14 protein-coding genes are annotated in these 14706 nt (G+C 36.6%); 8 read left to right on the top strand and 6 right to left on the bottom strand.

Annotated features, from left to right (window positions below; all coding sequences use genetic code 11):
- Window positions 1–90: 90 nt before the first annotated feature.
- Window positions 91–723 carry a hypothetical protein gene (locus tag FR932_RS09965; protein WP_019440467.1) on the top strand — a complete coding sequence of 211 codons (633 nt, stop codon included), beginning with the start codon at window positions 91–93 and terminating at the stop codon, window positions 721–723.
- Between the two features lie 235 nt (window positions 724–958).
- Here the strand turns inward: FR932_RS09965 and FR932_RS09970 are convergent, their stop codons facing one another.
- The 6 genes from FR932_RS09970 to FR932_RS09995 all read right to left on the bottom strand — a co-directional run bounded on the left by FR932_RS09970 (window position 959) and on the right by FR932_RS09995 (window position 7710).
- Window positions 959–2215 (bottom strand): Y-family DNA polymerase, encoded by a 1257-nt coding sequence (locus FR932_RS09970; RefSeq protein ID WP_019440468.1) that lies wholly within the window; start codon window positions 2213–2215, stop codon window positions 959–961.
- A complete protein-coding gene (locus tag FR932_RS09975) occupies window positions 2215–2622 on the bottom strand; it encodes a LexA family protein (RefSeq protein ID WP_019440469.1) in 408 nt (135 codons plus the stop codon). Before FR932_RS09975 ends, FR932_RS09970 begins: the two co-directional genes overlap by 1 nt.
- Window positions 2623–2979: 357 nt before the next feature.
- Window positions 2980–3867 carry a bacteriophage abortive infection AbiH family protein gene (locus FR932_RS09980; protein WP_019440470.1) on the bottom strand — a complete coding sequence of 296 codons (888 nt, stop codon included), beginning with the start codon at window positions 3865–3867 and terminating at the stop codon, window positions 2980–2982.
- A 307-nt stretch (window positions 3868–4174) separates the two neighbouring features.
- Window positions 4175–4747: an SLATT domain-containing protein gene (locus FR932_RS09985; RefSeq protein ID WP_019440471.1), complete on the bottom strand. Its 573-nt coding sequence runs from the start codon at window positions 4745–4747 to the stop codon at window positions 4175–4177.
- Window positions 4737–6467, bottom strand: coding sequence for an ATP-binding protein (locus FR932_RS09990; RefSeq protein WP_019440472.1), 1731 nt, complete (start codon window positions 6465–6467; stop codon window positions 4737–4739). Before FR932_RS09990 ends, FR932_RS09985 begins: the two co-directional genes overlap by 11 nt.
- Window positions 6457–7710, bottom strand: a complete 1254-nt coding sequence (locus FR932_RS09995; protein WP_019628849.1) for an SIR2 family protein — start codon at window positions 7708–7710, stop codon at window positions 6457–6459. Before FR932_RS09995 ends, FR932_RS09990 begins: the two co-directional genes overlap by 11 nt.
- Window positions 7711–8406: 696 nt before the next feature.
- Between FR932_RS09995 and FR932_RS10000 the strand changes: the two genes are divergently transcribed.
- The 7 genes from FR932_RS10000 to FR932_RS10035 all read left to right on the top strand — a co-directional run bounded on the left by FR932_RS10000 (window position 8407) and on the right by FR932_RS10035 (window position 14591).
- Window positions 8407–8763, top strand: a complete 357-nt coding sequence (locus FR932_RS10000; RefSeq protein WP_019440474.1) for a hypothetical protein — start codon at window positions 8407–8409, stop codon at window positions 8761–8763.
- A gap of 179 nt (window positions 8764–8942) precedes the next feature.
- Window positions 8943–9353, top strand: a complete 411-nt coding sequence (locus FR932_RS10005; RefSeq protein ID WP_019628850.1) for a hypothetical protein — start codon at window positions 8943–8945, stop codon at window positions 9351–9353.
- Window positions 9354–9390: 37 nt separating this feature from the next.
- On the top strand, window positions 9391–10365 hold the full coding sequence (locus FR932_RS10010; protein ID WP_019440476.1) for a hypothetical protein: 975 nt from the start codon (window positions 9391–9393) through the stop codon (window positions 10363–10365).
- A 372-nt stretch (window positions 10366–10737) separates the two neighbouring features.
- Window positions 10738–11658: a bacteriophage abortive infection AbiH family protein gene (locus FR932_RS10020; RefSeq protein ID WP_019440477.1), complete on the top strand. Its 921-nt coding sequence runs from the start codon at window positions 10738–10740 to the stop codon at window positions 11656–11658.
- Window positions 11659–12116: 458 nt separating this feature from the next.
- Window positions 12117–13004 (top strand): bacteriophage abortive infection AbiH family protein, encoded by an 888-nt coding sequence (locus FR932_RS10025; protein WP_240532370.1) that lies wholly within the window; start codon window positions 12117–12119, stop codon window positions 13002–13004.
- Between the two features lie 66 nt (window positions 13005–13070).
- Window positions 13071–13724 (top strand): hypothetical protein, encoded by a 654-nt coding sequence (locus FR932_RS10030; protein ID WP_019440479.1) that lies wholly within the window; start codon window positions 13071–13073, stop codon window positions 13722–13724.
- 168 nt (window positions 13725–13892) lie between these two features.
- Complete coding sequence (locus FR932_RS10035; protein ID WP_019440480.1) at window positions 13893–14591, top strand: hypothetical protein; 699 nt, start codon at window positions 13893–13895, stop codon at window positions 14589–14591.
- Window positions 14592–14706: the final 115 nt, after the last annotated feature.

The following is a 14706-nucleotide window of genomic DNA, read 5'->3' on the forward strand; positions in this document are numbered from 1 at the left end:
TCAGCGTTGGATTTTGTTTTATGGTGCAATGGATTAGGTAGTGGTGTTACTCACACCTTAATGCAGCGTTATACGATAAGGAAAGGTTTCGTGCCAATTGATCATACGTTTAGACCGCTATTGAATACACCAAGTCAAATCTATTTGAATCGTGGTCTCAATGATGTTGAGTTATTGCAACCCACGGAAGGTGTAGGTTGCTTTCTTGCGATTCAAACCGCTAATGAACTACATAAATCTGTTAGCCTAAAGCCTCAGAATTTAGAGACATCTTGGAATGATAATATTAGATTCGTGGCTCAAAATGGTCTGGGTGATGCGCCTCTTGCTTGTTACCCCATATATATAATAACCGTAGGTGATAAAGCAGATGAAAAGTTAGTTTATATTGGTAAAACGTCATCGTCTAACAACAGGTTTATCTCTGGCCACAAAGCAATATCATTACTTCATCATCCTAAATATGATGGCCTAACAAAAAGACTATACCAATGTAGCGTTATTTTTATCAAGGATGGTAAACATTTACCTATTGAGCTAATTCAACCTTATGAGTTTGCTAATAACGTACTGTCTTCTTTTGAAGCGAACTTAATATATATAACTCAACCAGAGTTAAATTGTCAGCATAAAAAAAGTGAGCCTTTATTTCTGTATAGCCAAGTCCATGTACAAAATATTTGTGGCGAAACAGACTTTTGGCAAGATAAATTTATCGTATAATAAATAAGAATAGGTGTTTCGAGGTTCATATGAAGTAGTAGAGTGAATTTGACCACCTGTTTAGAAGTTTCCAATAAAAAATCTTATCTGAAGAAATATAAATAGAATAATTGTCCTAACAAGGTTCAGTCTAATTTGGGCTTAGGATTATTACTTTATAGCAATAACGCTAAGCTTGTGAGTATTGATAATCTAGATTCAATCATTATCTCCTTACAGGACTGGCGAAGAGCGTTCAGCACTTTACCTTCGGTATATCCTGCCATTTGGTTGTATATTGCGGCGTGAGCATTTTACGTCGCATTGCCCATTTTTGTTCTGTGCCTTGGGCGCCTAAAAATACGGTGTTCTTGCCATATTTCTCATTGAGTTTATCGAAAACGTGCATCAGGTTTTCGTTATTTGGTTCAGAGTTGAACAAATCTTTTTGTTCATGTCTCCCATCAACTAAATCAATGAGGCCGATACCTATCTTGTAATACCTAACCTTTTTATGAAACAGCTCCTTTGCTAGTTGAGTTGCAGCTTTCGTAATTTGATCAACATCTGAAGTCGGGTATGGGAAGTGATGAATAGCGCGATAACTAGCTGGTTTATCATCAAACGGCGAGCTTGCCGCAAAGCACAGCATGATTTTACACAATGAGTGTTGCTTACGTGCTTTTCGTGATGCAATAGCCGCATGTTGACTTAGAGCTTGTTGTAACGTGCTTAATTCGGTAATTCGCTCACCGACACTGCGTGTAGAGTAAATTTGTTTTTTATCAGCTCTGATTACATCCCAACTTTTACAAGGTTGTCCATTAAGTTCCCGTATCGTACGTTCAACTTCAATATTGAACTCCTTACGAGCTAACCCCACTGGATATTGAGCAAGGTCTAATGCGTTATTCAAGCCCATCACTGACATGATCTTTGATAGTTTACGACCAATTCCCCAGACATCACAGATACTCATCTCAGCAAGCACCTTTAATCGTTCAGCTTCATTACCTATTATGCAAACACCATTGTAGTGATGTGATTTTTTTGCTGCCTGATTGGCTATTTTAGCGAGAGTAAGCGTGGGTGCAATACCGACACATACAGGTAATCGGCATTCTTTCCATACTGCACGTCGAATCTTTGCGCCATGGGTTTTAAGGCAAGGTATTACGGGATAAGTTTGCTTAAATGATAAGAAACACTCATCGATACTATAAATATGTTGTTCAGGCGCAAAGCGACCAATGACTTGCATCATTTTTTCCGAAAGGTCTGCGTAAAGCTCATAGTTAGAAGACAGAGCAATAACGCCCTTTCTGTCACACAAATGTTTGATCTGGAAATAAGGCTTAAACTTTGGAACACCGGCTTCTTTTGCTTGTCGATTTGCCGCAACAATACACCCATCATTGTTAGATAAAACCACAATCGGTTTATTACGCCAGTCTGGGCGAAACACTTGTTCAGCGCTGCAATAGAATGAATTGGCATCAACGAGGGCAAACACTACTTATCATCTAATAAATAGCTAGGACGGTGGCAACGAATAGAGCGAATAACAACTCCTTCAATGCTGAAAGAATCTAAATCATTAATGAACACTGGTTCAATTTTATCATTTGCAGAAACTAACATTCGTTGGCGAACATCAAGTAACTTACAAACAAATTCCCCATTAAAATTAGCAACAATAACATCGTGCTGTCTGGCCGTAACATGCCTATCAACAATCAATAAGTCACCATCAAAAATACCAACCCCTTCCATTGAGTCACCACAGGCTTTACCAATAAAAGTGGCGCTTGGGTGATCGATAAGAATTTCGTCTAAGGAACATGCAAGCTGGTGATATTCAGCAGCTGGACTTTCAAAACCTGTGATCCCTGCACTTGCAGAGATTGGTATTATATTCATACATGAACCACTGTTTTTTTATACAGTGTCCATCTTAGGGCAATTACAAGGAAAATTCAAGACGTGAGGTTTACCTTGTAATAACTTAGTGAAATAGCATAACTCTAATTTACCCCAAAGTAAGTCATAGTAATTGTTCACTCACAATATATTCATGTCGATTTACCATATATTCTTTCATGTGAGGGATTTGTCACATCACAACAGCACACCCACTTTTGTCCCTGTAACGACTTAAATTCCAAGATCAAAAAGCCTCTATTAGGACGCCAATTTCAATGAACCACAACACATTAACTGATATAAACATTGAAAACCTTCAACAAGCACTAACTAAAACTATTATCAACATGTGGGTTAAACAACCGAATAAATCGTTTTCAACTCTTCAGATGAAGTTGATATTAACTTTTCATCGGGAACTCCTGCCCCAATTAATTTATTGTGTGTATCTGTTACGGCATCGATTCCTTCTTCTAAGTCTTGATAGTTATAATTTTTCCATTCAGCGTCAGGGTAAGCACTTAAAATACACTGAAAGTAGGGAATATCGATTTCATTGATTGAGTGACCGATTACAACGATATCTGTTACCCCTCCGTACCCCTCTAATTGATGTTTGTGACGCTCAAGGATCTCGTCTACAGGTTTATGAAATATACCGGATACAGAGGATGCACTTCTTTGTGACTCTTCAAACCAAGGTTCGTCTCTTTCTTGAATACTTTCTGATGAGTTGCCACCACGGCCATGACCAAAAACTATATTGTTCCTTACCCTACCATGTATATGTAAGATATTATCCTCAGGTATTTCATATACATGTTGTAATGTAGTAGTATAGTTGAAGTTGACGAATTTAAATGATTTTGGAAATTCGATTAACTTCGTTGCCTTACTGACATCAACCGAACGAATCCATTCATTAAAAGCATTTGTTATGTCATCTACCAACTCTTCTTTCTTATTCGATATTTCATCTTCAAACCCATAAAGGCATGTACGGTCATCAGCCATTTCTTCTAAAGAAGGTTGCCATGCTGCATTATCATGGAAATTGCCCTGATCGAAGGAGCCAAGAGATTCTTCAAAGTTCGCCCATTCTAAGTCAATATTGCAGAGGTCATCAAAATACTGTGTATGCTCCTCTAGGGAATCACCATATTGTTTATGAAAATTACTGTAGCTGGTAGGTAAGCCCTGCCATATATCAAATCCATTTCCGAGAATAACTAGAGTTGCCATTTAATTTACCTTCTAATCCGATAGAGCTATATTGAGTACTTCTTGACAATAGGTAGATGTTCAACCCTTTTTTAACTGCATAATAATGATCCCAGTTTGGCTTATACATATAACCAGCACATGAAAAACTGGCAATAATATATATAAAATCTCAATTATTATAGAATGCTACATAGTGTAAGTAATCTGCACCACCAACATTAACAGTGACTTATACCACTTTGAATACCTGAATTGTTCATGAATTATTAATTGACCAAAGTTACTAACTCATGTCCGTCCAGCTCTGGTTTAGTAGTATAAGCCACTACAAATAACTTTTGAGCAAAAGAGCGACTGACAATGTTCCGGCAATCATACCAAACCTAATTAAAAGTGGACGGAAATATGAAGTCTCCCCTTTCTTTGGTGTTAAAGGCGCATTCGCAGCTACATACTCCCATTCAATCCTTAACAGTTTTAGTTTATTTTTAAATTCATCTTCCTTTATTGTTTTAGAAGACGTTGCCTGCAGGAACTCTAATTGTCTACGCAATTTTCCATAGCGACCTGCTGTTATACGATGTTCACTTGCACGCTCACCAAATCGACCAAACGTAACCATCCCTGATAAAGCTGCAGCAATAGCACTTGCAATCGCTAAGCAAAGCTTTGTCAGCTCCTTATACGTTGCAGGATCAAAGAAAATAAAAGCAGTTACACCTGTCGTTAAAATAATAAGTGCTACACCAAAGCATAGATTTACTTTATTTAGAAACTCAGTTTCAGTGTAATGTCCTTTCTGAGCAGCCTCTAATTTATTTAACCAGTTTTTTACGAATTTGTCGTCAATGCTAGAATTAATCAATAGCTTATCTTTATCACTGATATTATTTGTCATTGTATTTATTTTTACTCCACGAAACTGAATATTCGGCACTTTTTGAGGTTGGTTTAATTATTGGTTTTTTCATTTTAACGGTCATTGGAAATGGAAAATCAATCCCTAGCAGTAATGCTTCACCTTGACTTAATGTAGGTAAAAATGATGCTGAACGTTCGTCCATTGACCCAACGGCTCGTTTAACAACTTCTTGATCATGATAATTCGTTAACCTGTGGACAATCAAAGACCCTATCTGACTCAACACATCTTCAGGTATATCTCGTGGACGTTGTGTTGCAATAACAACGTTCAATCCATATTTACGTCCTTCTTTTGCGATGTTGCCAAAAGAATCTAATTTAATAGAACTCGATTCATCTCCCACCGTTTTATTAAGAAACTGATGAGCTTCATCAATAAATACTAACATTGGATTATCATGACTAATTTTTTTACTTCTCGCTAAATCCATGAGTTTACGTCCAATCGCATTTACTAATATTTCACGTCCATTGGCTTCGAAAGGAACAGCTGATAAATCCAATCGTAATATTTTATTGGCTTTAAGGCTCACAAAGTCCTCTAGGATAGTTGGAATATCTTGATGATTTTTATCCGGATCAAATAACCACTTTAAATGCGGATTAGAGGAATAAGATTTTATTCGTGAAATTAAACTTATACAGTATCCCAAGTCTCCTTCAGCATAACTCCCATAAATAGTTTCATCTCCTCTCCCTGATGGCCATATACACTCTTGTTCAATTTGATCTGCTAGGTTTTTAAAACTCCATCTTTTTAAATTAATCTCTGATTCAAATAAATTAAATGCTTCATGATAAGGGTGCTTAACTTGTCCCGATTTAACTAAGGAATAATTCCTGTTTACGTTTAAACCCGCAGTTTCAAATTTATTCCAATATTCAATGACTACTTTCTGGCTCAGAATTGCAGCAGAGAGCTTTGGTGTTTGTGTTTGAGCCGAAGGTCGTAAAAAAGCAAATATATCCGATTCAGGTAGCTTCCAATGCGGAAAAGTCACGGTGTTATCACTTGTCGCACTCTCATGATTACCAACATAATAGGTTTCACAATCTAATTCCGAATACTCTCCAGTAGGGTCCAATAATAAAGCTTTCCCACCATTCAATTGTACTTCTTGAAGTAACCTAGATATTGAATAACTTTTACCACCACCTGTTGCCCCTAAAACAGCGCAATGCCTTGCAAATAACTTATCAGGCGTAACCGTTATATTTACTGTAGAATCATTAGGTAGCTCAGCAATATCCAGTTTAATGTCATCTTCTTTCACATCCCCTTCAGCCAACATAGAAATTAATTGAGGATGGGCTGAGTATATTTGACTACCAAGTCTAGGGTGAGTTTTTATACCTCTATAAATCGTACCTGTAGCAGGATTAACACTTGTTAATAATTGAATTATACCAATAGGATTGTTTAATCCATTTGCCATAGATATTGCATCAACAGATAGTCTTTCAGCCCCATCTAACCAGACCTTTACTAATCTACCTAAAACAGCCGTTTGTCCACAATCAATAAAAACGAACTCATTAACTTCTCCAGCTGCGACACGATCACCTAGATACCATTTTGCTTCACCTGAACCAGCATCTGACAAATTTACTGTTATTTCTGTAGGTGAGATATTGATTGTGCTGCCAATACGACGGTTGGGATCAAAAGGGGTGAACCAATGGTTAGAATTCATTTTTAGCAACCTTACGGTTAGCAATGGACTCTGTAAGTTTTTCAAAGTTTTTAAATAACTGTTCTTCTGGTGTTTCTTTTCTTCGTTCTTGCAACAAATTAGAGAATTGAGAAAAAGTCCCACCTATGATTGAAATCCTTCTGTCACCTTCTTCTATTGCAGAAGTAAATAAATCTCGAATATCAGCGTTAAACGACCCCTGCTCATCAAATGGGTCTTTCGTACCCACGAGTACATTAAACTCAGGATTAGTTCGAAGAGCCATTGTGATCGCGTTATTGATATGCTTATCATTAAAGCCAAACCCTAAACATATTAATGCTGTCTTAGGTTTCTGAAGGCAGTGAAGAAATGATGACATCATATCCAAGTACGGTGAGTCATAAGAAGTCTGATATTTAGAGCTACTTGGATATATAAAAACGGGTTCATCTATACCAGCTTTATAATCAATTTTTTTAACTCGACCATTACTTTCACGCGTCCAGTTAACAGAACCATGCATTTTATAGAGGTGAAACACATTCGATATATACGAACTAGAACTTTTAGACTCATCGCTACGATCTACAATGTCATAACGATACCAAGTAGGATTAAAATAGCTTGGAGATGAAAATTCAAAACCATCAACAACGACAAATCCAGTATTGGAAGCTGAATGTTCAAAAGCTAAGTCATAGTTCGTTGTAAATAATTTAAGGCGTTGTTGTTTGGGGCTTCTTCGGCCTAAGGTGCGAAGAAATTTATCGTGTGAAGCCCACTCCTTTGAATCTATATTATCAGTGAAGTCTGTCGCATCTAAGATAACTTGTTTTGATTTATCTAAAAATGAATTCAGTGATATCAGATGTTCGTTATCAAAGGATAATGCAATATGTTGATCACAAAGAGATAAAAGAAGCTCAATATCATTACATACCGTTTCAGTTTCGTTGCCATTACTCAATATATTTTTATCATATTGAACGATGTTTAAAACAGTTTCAAATAGCTCTGAATTCGCATCTTTACATTGGTCCCAGAGGTCTCTCATACTTGGAGCTTCTTTAAAAGTAAGAGAAGTGCCGGAGCCAGCTAACACGATTAAATTATCAAAGTCCAAAGTATTATTTATCGTATTCAGAAGAGTTTGGTAATTACTGTCGTCATTGATTTTTGAATCGTTAAGATCAAGTTCTACTGGTGACTTCAAGTCACCTACTCTTTTAACAAAAGTAGACAGAAATTGTATTTTTTCCATGTTATCCATTACCCCTAAAACAAGTAAGCCTATTATATATAATTCAGGCAATACATCACTAAAGATATTGAAATTTAACACTAAATAATTTATTTAGTGTTAATTTGTTAATTAATACTAGATTCTACTAATAACGGTAGGGCGGAGTTTAGATAGGAAACATGCTATTTAAGAATAAGTGAACTTAAAAACATATCTGATTTCCACGAATATCCAGCCATATTTTTACTCATGTTGATAGCCTTGTGGGATTAAATACTCTAACACGGTTATGCCCCTAAATGAGTTAGAGCAGTTGCTTGTACTCAATATCCTCACATTAATTTGCCATATTTTTTGTTATGGATAATTCCACTAAATGTAATCGCAACTACTGTGATTACATTTAGCCATAATTTGGATTTACAAAGATGGCAAAAATATATTATTTTAACATGCCAAAACATCTAGATTATCAATTATTGATAATCACTAACGTATTGATTTTTAGGTGTGCATTTTATATTAGTAATATTTACATGGGTCTCTATAAATACTGTTCTTGTTTTTATCCGTGTTTTACTTGACTTTGAATTACTATTCATCAATATCTATTTGTAATTTTAGTAAATTTGATATAGTTGATAATTATTAAATTGAAATTCGCCTTATACAGAATTCTGTATAATAAACTGTTAGACCTTAACTGAGTACAATATGAAACTATCAAAGTTTGAACAATTTTTAGAGGTAGATGATTTAGAATTTGGTTTTAGTTTTGTACTGGATAATCTTAAAAATTATGTCATTTGCGCTTTATTGGTTGCTGCTGGCACTGTTTTAATTGATAGACACTTACCAATAGAAAATGTTGATGGAGTGATCGATATTATTCCATCAGTGATATTGTTTATACTTGGCGCTTTTTTAGCACTGCTTAATTTTGTAAGACTAATCTTGGTGTTACACTCCAAAACCTCAAATGCATCGACTATTGTATGGGGGGTTTTGTATAATGGTGTATTTATTGCAGTGTATCAATTATTTGAATTCATTGTGAAACTAAAGGTCTAACAAGGCAATTAAATCTGACGCATTACGGCTTGTCGTCGTTTTTGCAAAAACAAAAATCCGAAAAATAATCGCCAAACCTAGCGCAGTTTATTGTGGTGTTATGTTGCAAGTTGGCTGTGTATCCCGTCATTACATTTAAGTTTATGATAATATGTAACTTTTATTATAGAGTGATGTAAATGATTACGATAGAGCAAGGTGAATGGCAATGTATCACGGAATATGAGTACGGAGACATGATTAATACAGGTGGGCTTGGGCCTTGTACTGGAATAGTCATGCATGACCCAGTTAGCAAAATTGTAATCGCTGGTCATTTTACAGATCCAGATACACATGAAGATTACAAATTATCAGCGATGATCTCTTGTGCTAACTCTCAATTTACGAATAGCAGTCAGGTAAATGTAACCGTTACTGGGCGAGTAGGAGATACCGATAGTCAATCAGAGTTCGAAGAATCATTAGGTACTATGCTTTCTCCAAGTAAATACAACATCATTTATGAATGGCCAGATGCCAGTGTAGATTCGATTGACTTGGAAATAGATCCTGAATCTGGTGATACTGACACCTTTACAACAACATAACAAATTGCTTAAACGGAACTAAAACAGCAGAGGAAGTATGAATAAAGAAGTGCAAGATCAACTTAATGGGGCTAGGAACTTATTTTTTGGATTCCTGAAAGGTGTTGATAGCAAATTCAATATTGAACTTCCTGACTATGTGTATCATTACACGTCTATTGACAGCTTTTACTTGATGGTTGAGTCAGATACTATTCGTATGTTCACTGTCAGTAATTTTGAAGATAAATTAGAGCGAAAAGTTAAGTTAGACATTGAAAGTAGAGTTAGCGGTCATATTACGAACAATGAGACTCTTGAGAAGCATGACTTTGCTCATATGGTAAATACCGCATTATCTAATGATCATGTTTTCATTCAATCCAATACAACGACAAGTAAAAACTCTTACTTGTGGGATAATTATGGCAACAAAGGCGAAGGTATATGTCTTCGTATTTCAACGGCTAAGTACATTGCTTACCTAGAAGAAACGCTTGAAGATTTTGAGTTACTCCCAAATTATCTAAAATGCTGTTATATCTCCTATGATGAAGCTTGGCTGAATACATTTTTGGAAATGTTGCTTCCTGCAATACAGGCTGCAAATTCCAAGCTGAATAACATGTCTACTACAATTTGGTTTTTCTTCTTGGAGTATTGGAAAAACTTTATCAAATCCGCTGAACCATATGAAAAAGAAAAAGAGTTCCGTTGCGTAGTTTCTGACAATTATTCACTGTTCCTGTTCTTTTGTAGTCAACTAGCAAGGTGGGGGCTATTTACTACGAAAGATTCAGAGATATTGTCTGCTGCTTTTTTCAGTGAATATAACAATCGAAAGCAAAGCTTGCATCAGCAGTTAGGCTTTACTACTACAAAGCATTCAAGTTATGTAACTATCCCATTTTCAAAGGTAGTCGACTCTGTCTTAATCGGACCAAATTCAACAATGACGAAATCTGGCATATCTAAGGGTACTAACTACAAAATCAGAAAAAGTCAGGTCGAGCGAATGTTGGGACGCTTATAACAAAGCATTTAAGAGTGTGTCTCAACGCTCGGCATTTTCAGTTCTAGTCAGGGTTTTGTATTTACGGCGCAGTGGTTTAGGTTCGGTGGTAGCGTTGCTCATATCTTAATGCGGCGCGAATCTCAATAGGCATACTTTTCCTAATACTAATAAACCTTGTTGGAATCGGCACTCTAACAAGGTATTTCCATCAATGGCTTAGTATGATCGTTCTAAGCTGGAACAGCCCCGTTTCAAGTTAGCTCATAATCTGCGATTATTTTTAGTCTCGGAACATTGATCAAAATTTCGTAATGCGACAAAATAATTAACGCTCTAACTTCTAACCAATTAACAACTTCCTTAAACTTTATAAGATAGGATGGTACTAGCGTGAATAAACTCTATATCATTGGTAATGGATTTGATTTGCACCATGGATTGCCTACATCATTAACAGGTTTTAGCAACTATTCCAAAGATAGTGAATTCCATCGATTGTATGAAAATGGTGTTTTTATGATGTCCGCTAACCAGACACTTGATGAGCACTGGCAACAGTTAGAGACAAATCTTGCCAATTTTGATGTGGATGAACTCATTGAATATGCTAGCCAGTACTATGATGATGACCCTCATGAAAATCAATTTATTTATGAAGTAGAAAGTGCTATTGGGGCCCTTACAACGGGACTTAGAGAGGATTTGAACAAGTATCTATCATTAGCGGAAAATTATATAGTTGAGCAAGGTAAAGAATTGCAACTCGATACTAGCGCCCGCTTTCTATGTTTCAACTATACGAATACTCTTGAGAGGATTTATAACATATCTCCAGATCGTATTTGTTACATTCATGGCAAATTGAATAGCTCTGAAACCCCCATTGTTGTTGGCCATGGTATGGAGGCTTTAGAATATAAAGTTCAGCCCCCAATTGACATATCAACACTCTCAGAAGAAGAGATTGAGGCCTTTTCTGATTCTCACTCACCTGATTATGAGTATGCAGTTAGTGAGGCTCACGGATATTTTAAAAGGAGTTACAAGGACACTACTGCTTGTATCCAAGCGTCTAGCATGTTTCTACAGTCTTTCGCAGATATTGATATAGTGATAATCCTAGGCCATTCTATAGCAGAAATTGATGAGCCTTACTTTGACTATGTAAACAAGATAGTTAAGCCGAACTGTCAATGGTGGGCGTCCTACTATTCAAATTCCCAAAGGGATGTAATACATAATCGACTTGCGGAAGTTGTTGATGACGAAAACAGGATAAAATTGCTAGAGATGTCCCTGTTAACGAAATAATTTGAAGTTATCAATCTTCTTCAAATCACTTTACGTGACGGATATGCCCCAAAACGGCTTAGAGTATCTACTCACCAAGTATTTATCCACATCGATTTACCATTCATTTTATCATGTAAAATTTACCCACTAAGTTCACCCTACTTATACGTAATGAAAATGACTAAATAGTCTTATTTTATAAAGTGTTATTTGTATTTTGGTGAACGCAGTCTCGATTTGTAAAAAGACAGTCAGGTTTATCTTGTGACATAAGATTAATATCAATATAATCAATTGTATATAACTTACAAGACTAAATAAATAATTTACAGGACGACTCGTTTTCCTATCAACATGTAATTAATACATTTGAGGGTTTCAATTGATTAATCACCTTTATTGAGGAGAATAAATTTGGCAAATCGAGACGTCCTACTATACAAATGCTATGTGAAGAATCAGTTATTGGGTGCGAATTGAAGATACCGAAGCTTTATATCATAGGAAATGGATTTGATCTGTGGCATGGATTGCCTACGAGTTATGATGATTTCTATGTTTTTGCAAAGGAGTTGCTTGACGAAATGGAGAGCTACTACTTATTTGACATGAGTCACTCAGGGCCTTGGAGTGACTTTGAAAATTCGCTTGGATTTTTTGAGTGGAAGTATTTCTATGAAGCTTATAATCACATTGATGTGACATCGGAAAGTTTTAGACCTAGTGAGGCCTATGGGCTAGAAGATGAGCTTACCGAACAAGCTGACAGTCATGTGGAAGCAATTAAAGAGTCCTTTCGAGAGTGGATTGAAGAAATCGATGCTTCAGCCGCATCCCAAAAACTGAAATTACCTAGGGAAGCGAACTATTTAACTTTCAACTATACTTCCACGCTTCAATCAGTATATGGGATACATGGCGATAAGGTTCTTCATATTCATGGTCAGGCCGAAAGTTATGATGAACTGATATTCGGGCATGGTGAAACGAGGGAAGAAGAGCCCGAACTAGATGAAAATGGAGATAGCAATAGAACCATGTTCTCTGATGCGGAGGGGGCGGCTAAATATCCTTTCTATGCTTTTCAAAAGCCTGTTAATGAAGTGCTTCAGAATAACTTCGCATTCGTAGACTCTTTGAATAATTATCTAGAAATTACCGTAATTGGTCACTCATTCAATAAGATTGATTTGCCGTACTTTAAAAGACTGGCGGAAAGATCGAAAAATGCAATTTGGCTGGTTAGCACTTATGAAGAATCGGATGCGATTCATCACCTAGAGCAGTTAGTAAAATGCGGAGTTCCAGCAGGAAAAATTCGCACCTGTACATACGAAGAATTACAAAGTGAGCATAGCACATAACAAGCTCATTAAGTTCGCTGTCGCTCCGCCTCTTATGCGAGCGTTATTCATATTAAAGGAGAGTGGATGAACGAATTTCTTCAAATTGTGGGTTCTTTGGCATCAATTGTCGGTATACCTCTTGCTGTTTATTTGTACTTTAAAGGGCAAGCTGAAAAGTATTTTGACGTGAGAAGAGATATTGTAAAACGTTTGTCTTATCAAGTTGGGGAGGGCCGTGAAATATCTCAGTTTGAATTAAATGCTGTTATAGACTCCATGGTTCGTGAAAAGAGACTAAAGCAGTCGTCTATATCCGCCAACTCGATAGTCGAAGATCTTATATCGGAAACAATTTCAAGCCCATTACTAGATAGAGCTCGCAAGAATACTCTCGTAACGGAACTTCAGCGTCTTCACACTGAATGTGCCGTTTATGAATCAATAAAGAAAAATGATTCGGATATCAGAACTATAACTCAGAGTAGCAGCGGTGATGTATCCACTGAAACTAAATCATCTAAAGTGAAAGATTCCAACTCGGGTAAAAAACCGGAGGTGTTTGCGATTTCGGCATCTCTGATGACAGCAGTTGTAGCATCTTATACGTATACTGTTGGAGATGGACTTTTAGCCAAGCTAACAACAATTTCAATCGATAAAGCTGCGGTTTTAGGTATGGTGATTACCCTATTCGCAGGCTTTATCTCGGGTATTGTAGATTGGAAAAAACGAAAATGAGTTGCGCGACAAATATGTTCAACAAAGCGTTTAAGGCAGATTCGCAACGCTCGGGATTTTTGGTTTGAGTCAGCTTTAGTATTTACGGCACAATAGGTTAGGTTCAGTGGTGGCGTTGCTCATTACTTAACGCGGCGTTATGCATGTTGAGTTGGTCTGGAGGAGTATATGTGCAGTAATAATTCACAACGTGCATTTGCACTAATCAAATTCTTTAGTAAAAAAGATCATTATTTGAATTTTATAAGCGGAACGAGTTTGTTTCGCCCCCCCCACTATTACCGTACATGTGAAGATATTGGTAGAGGTGATAGAAATGAATCATGCCTTTTATATTGGAATATAAAATTTGGCGGAAATAAGCCAAAGTTCTTAAAACCAGATGGAACAGACTTAATTGGTCACAAAGTAGAAAGCGTACTCGTTTACCCTGCGTCTGAACCACATGATGCTTGGATGCAGTCTTGGGCTGTTATTGGTTCTCATAACGACTTTGAACATTCGTTAGAACAAATGCAACAAGAGTTTGGTTGCTATTTTGTCTTACTGCCGGCAAGTAAAATCAAGCATTATGCACGACTTGTTGAAAAAACTGCCAAGGCTCAAGTTAGCTATGGATTAGTGAGCTATTCAAATAACCCAATGGGGCGCTCATTGACTATGAAAGACTCTAGGTATAATTATCAGAAAGAGTTTAGATTTTTTGCTGGTCAATGTTCAAAAGGTGAGCTTCAAGACAAACCTCTTGAGTTACCAAATCTTAATAGTTTACTACTAGAGGGGCAAAGCCTAAAATTTACATCACCTAACGGGATTATTAAATATTGCTCGGCTGGCTATAACAGCACTGTAATTGTAAAACCCTGAACATGAGTAGAAAAACAGGCATAACAAGCTGTTAAATAAGGACAAATCACAGTTAGACTTTACTCCTGCGTCGCTTATTTTAATCAACTATTATTTGCCATTAACGAGGGCGTTA

Source organism: Moritella marina ATCC 15381, from assembly GCF_008931805.1.
Classification (GTDB): Bacteria; Pseudomonadota; Gammaproteobacteria; order Enterobacterales; family Moritellaceae; genus Moritella; species Moritella marina.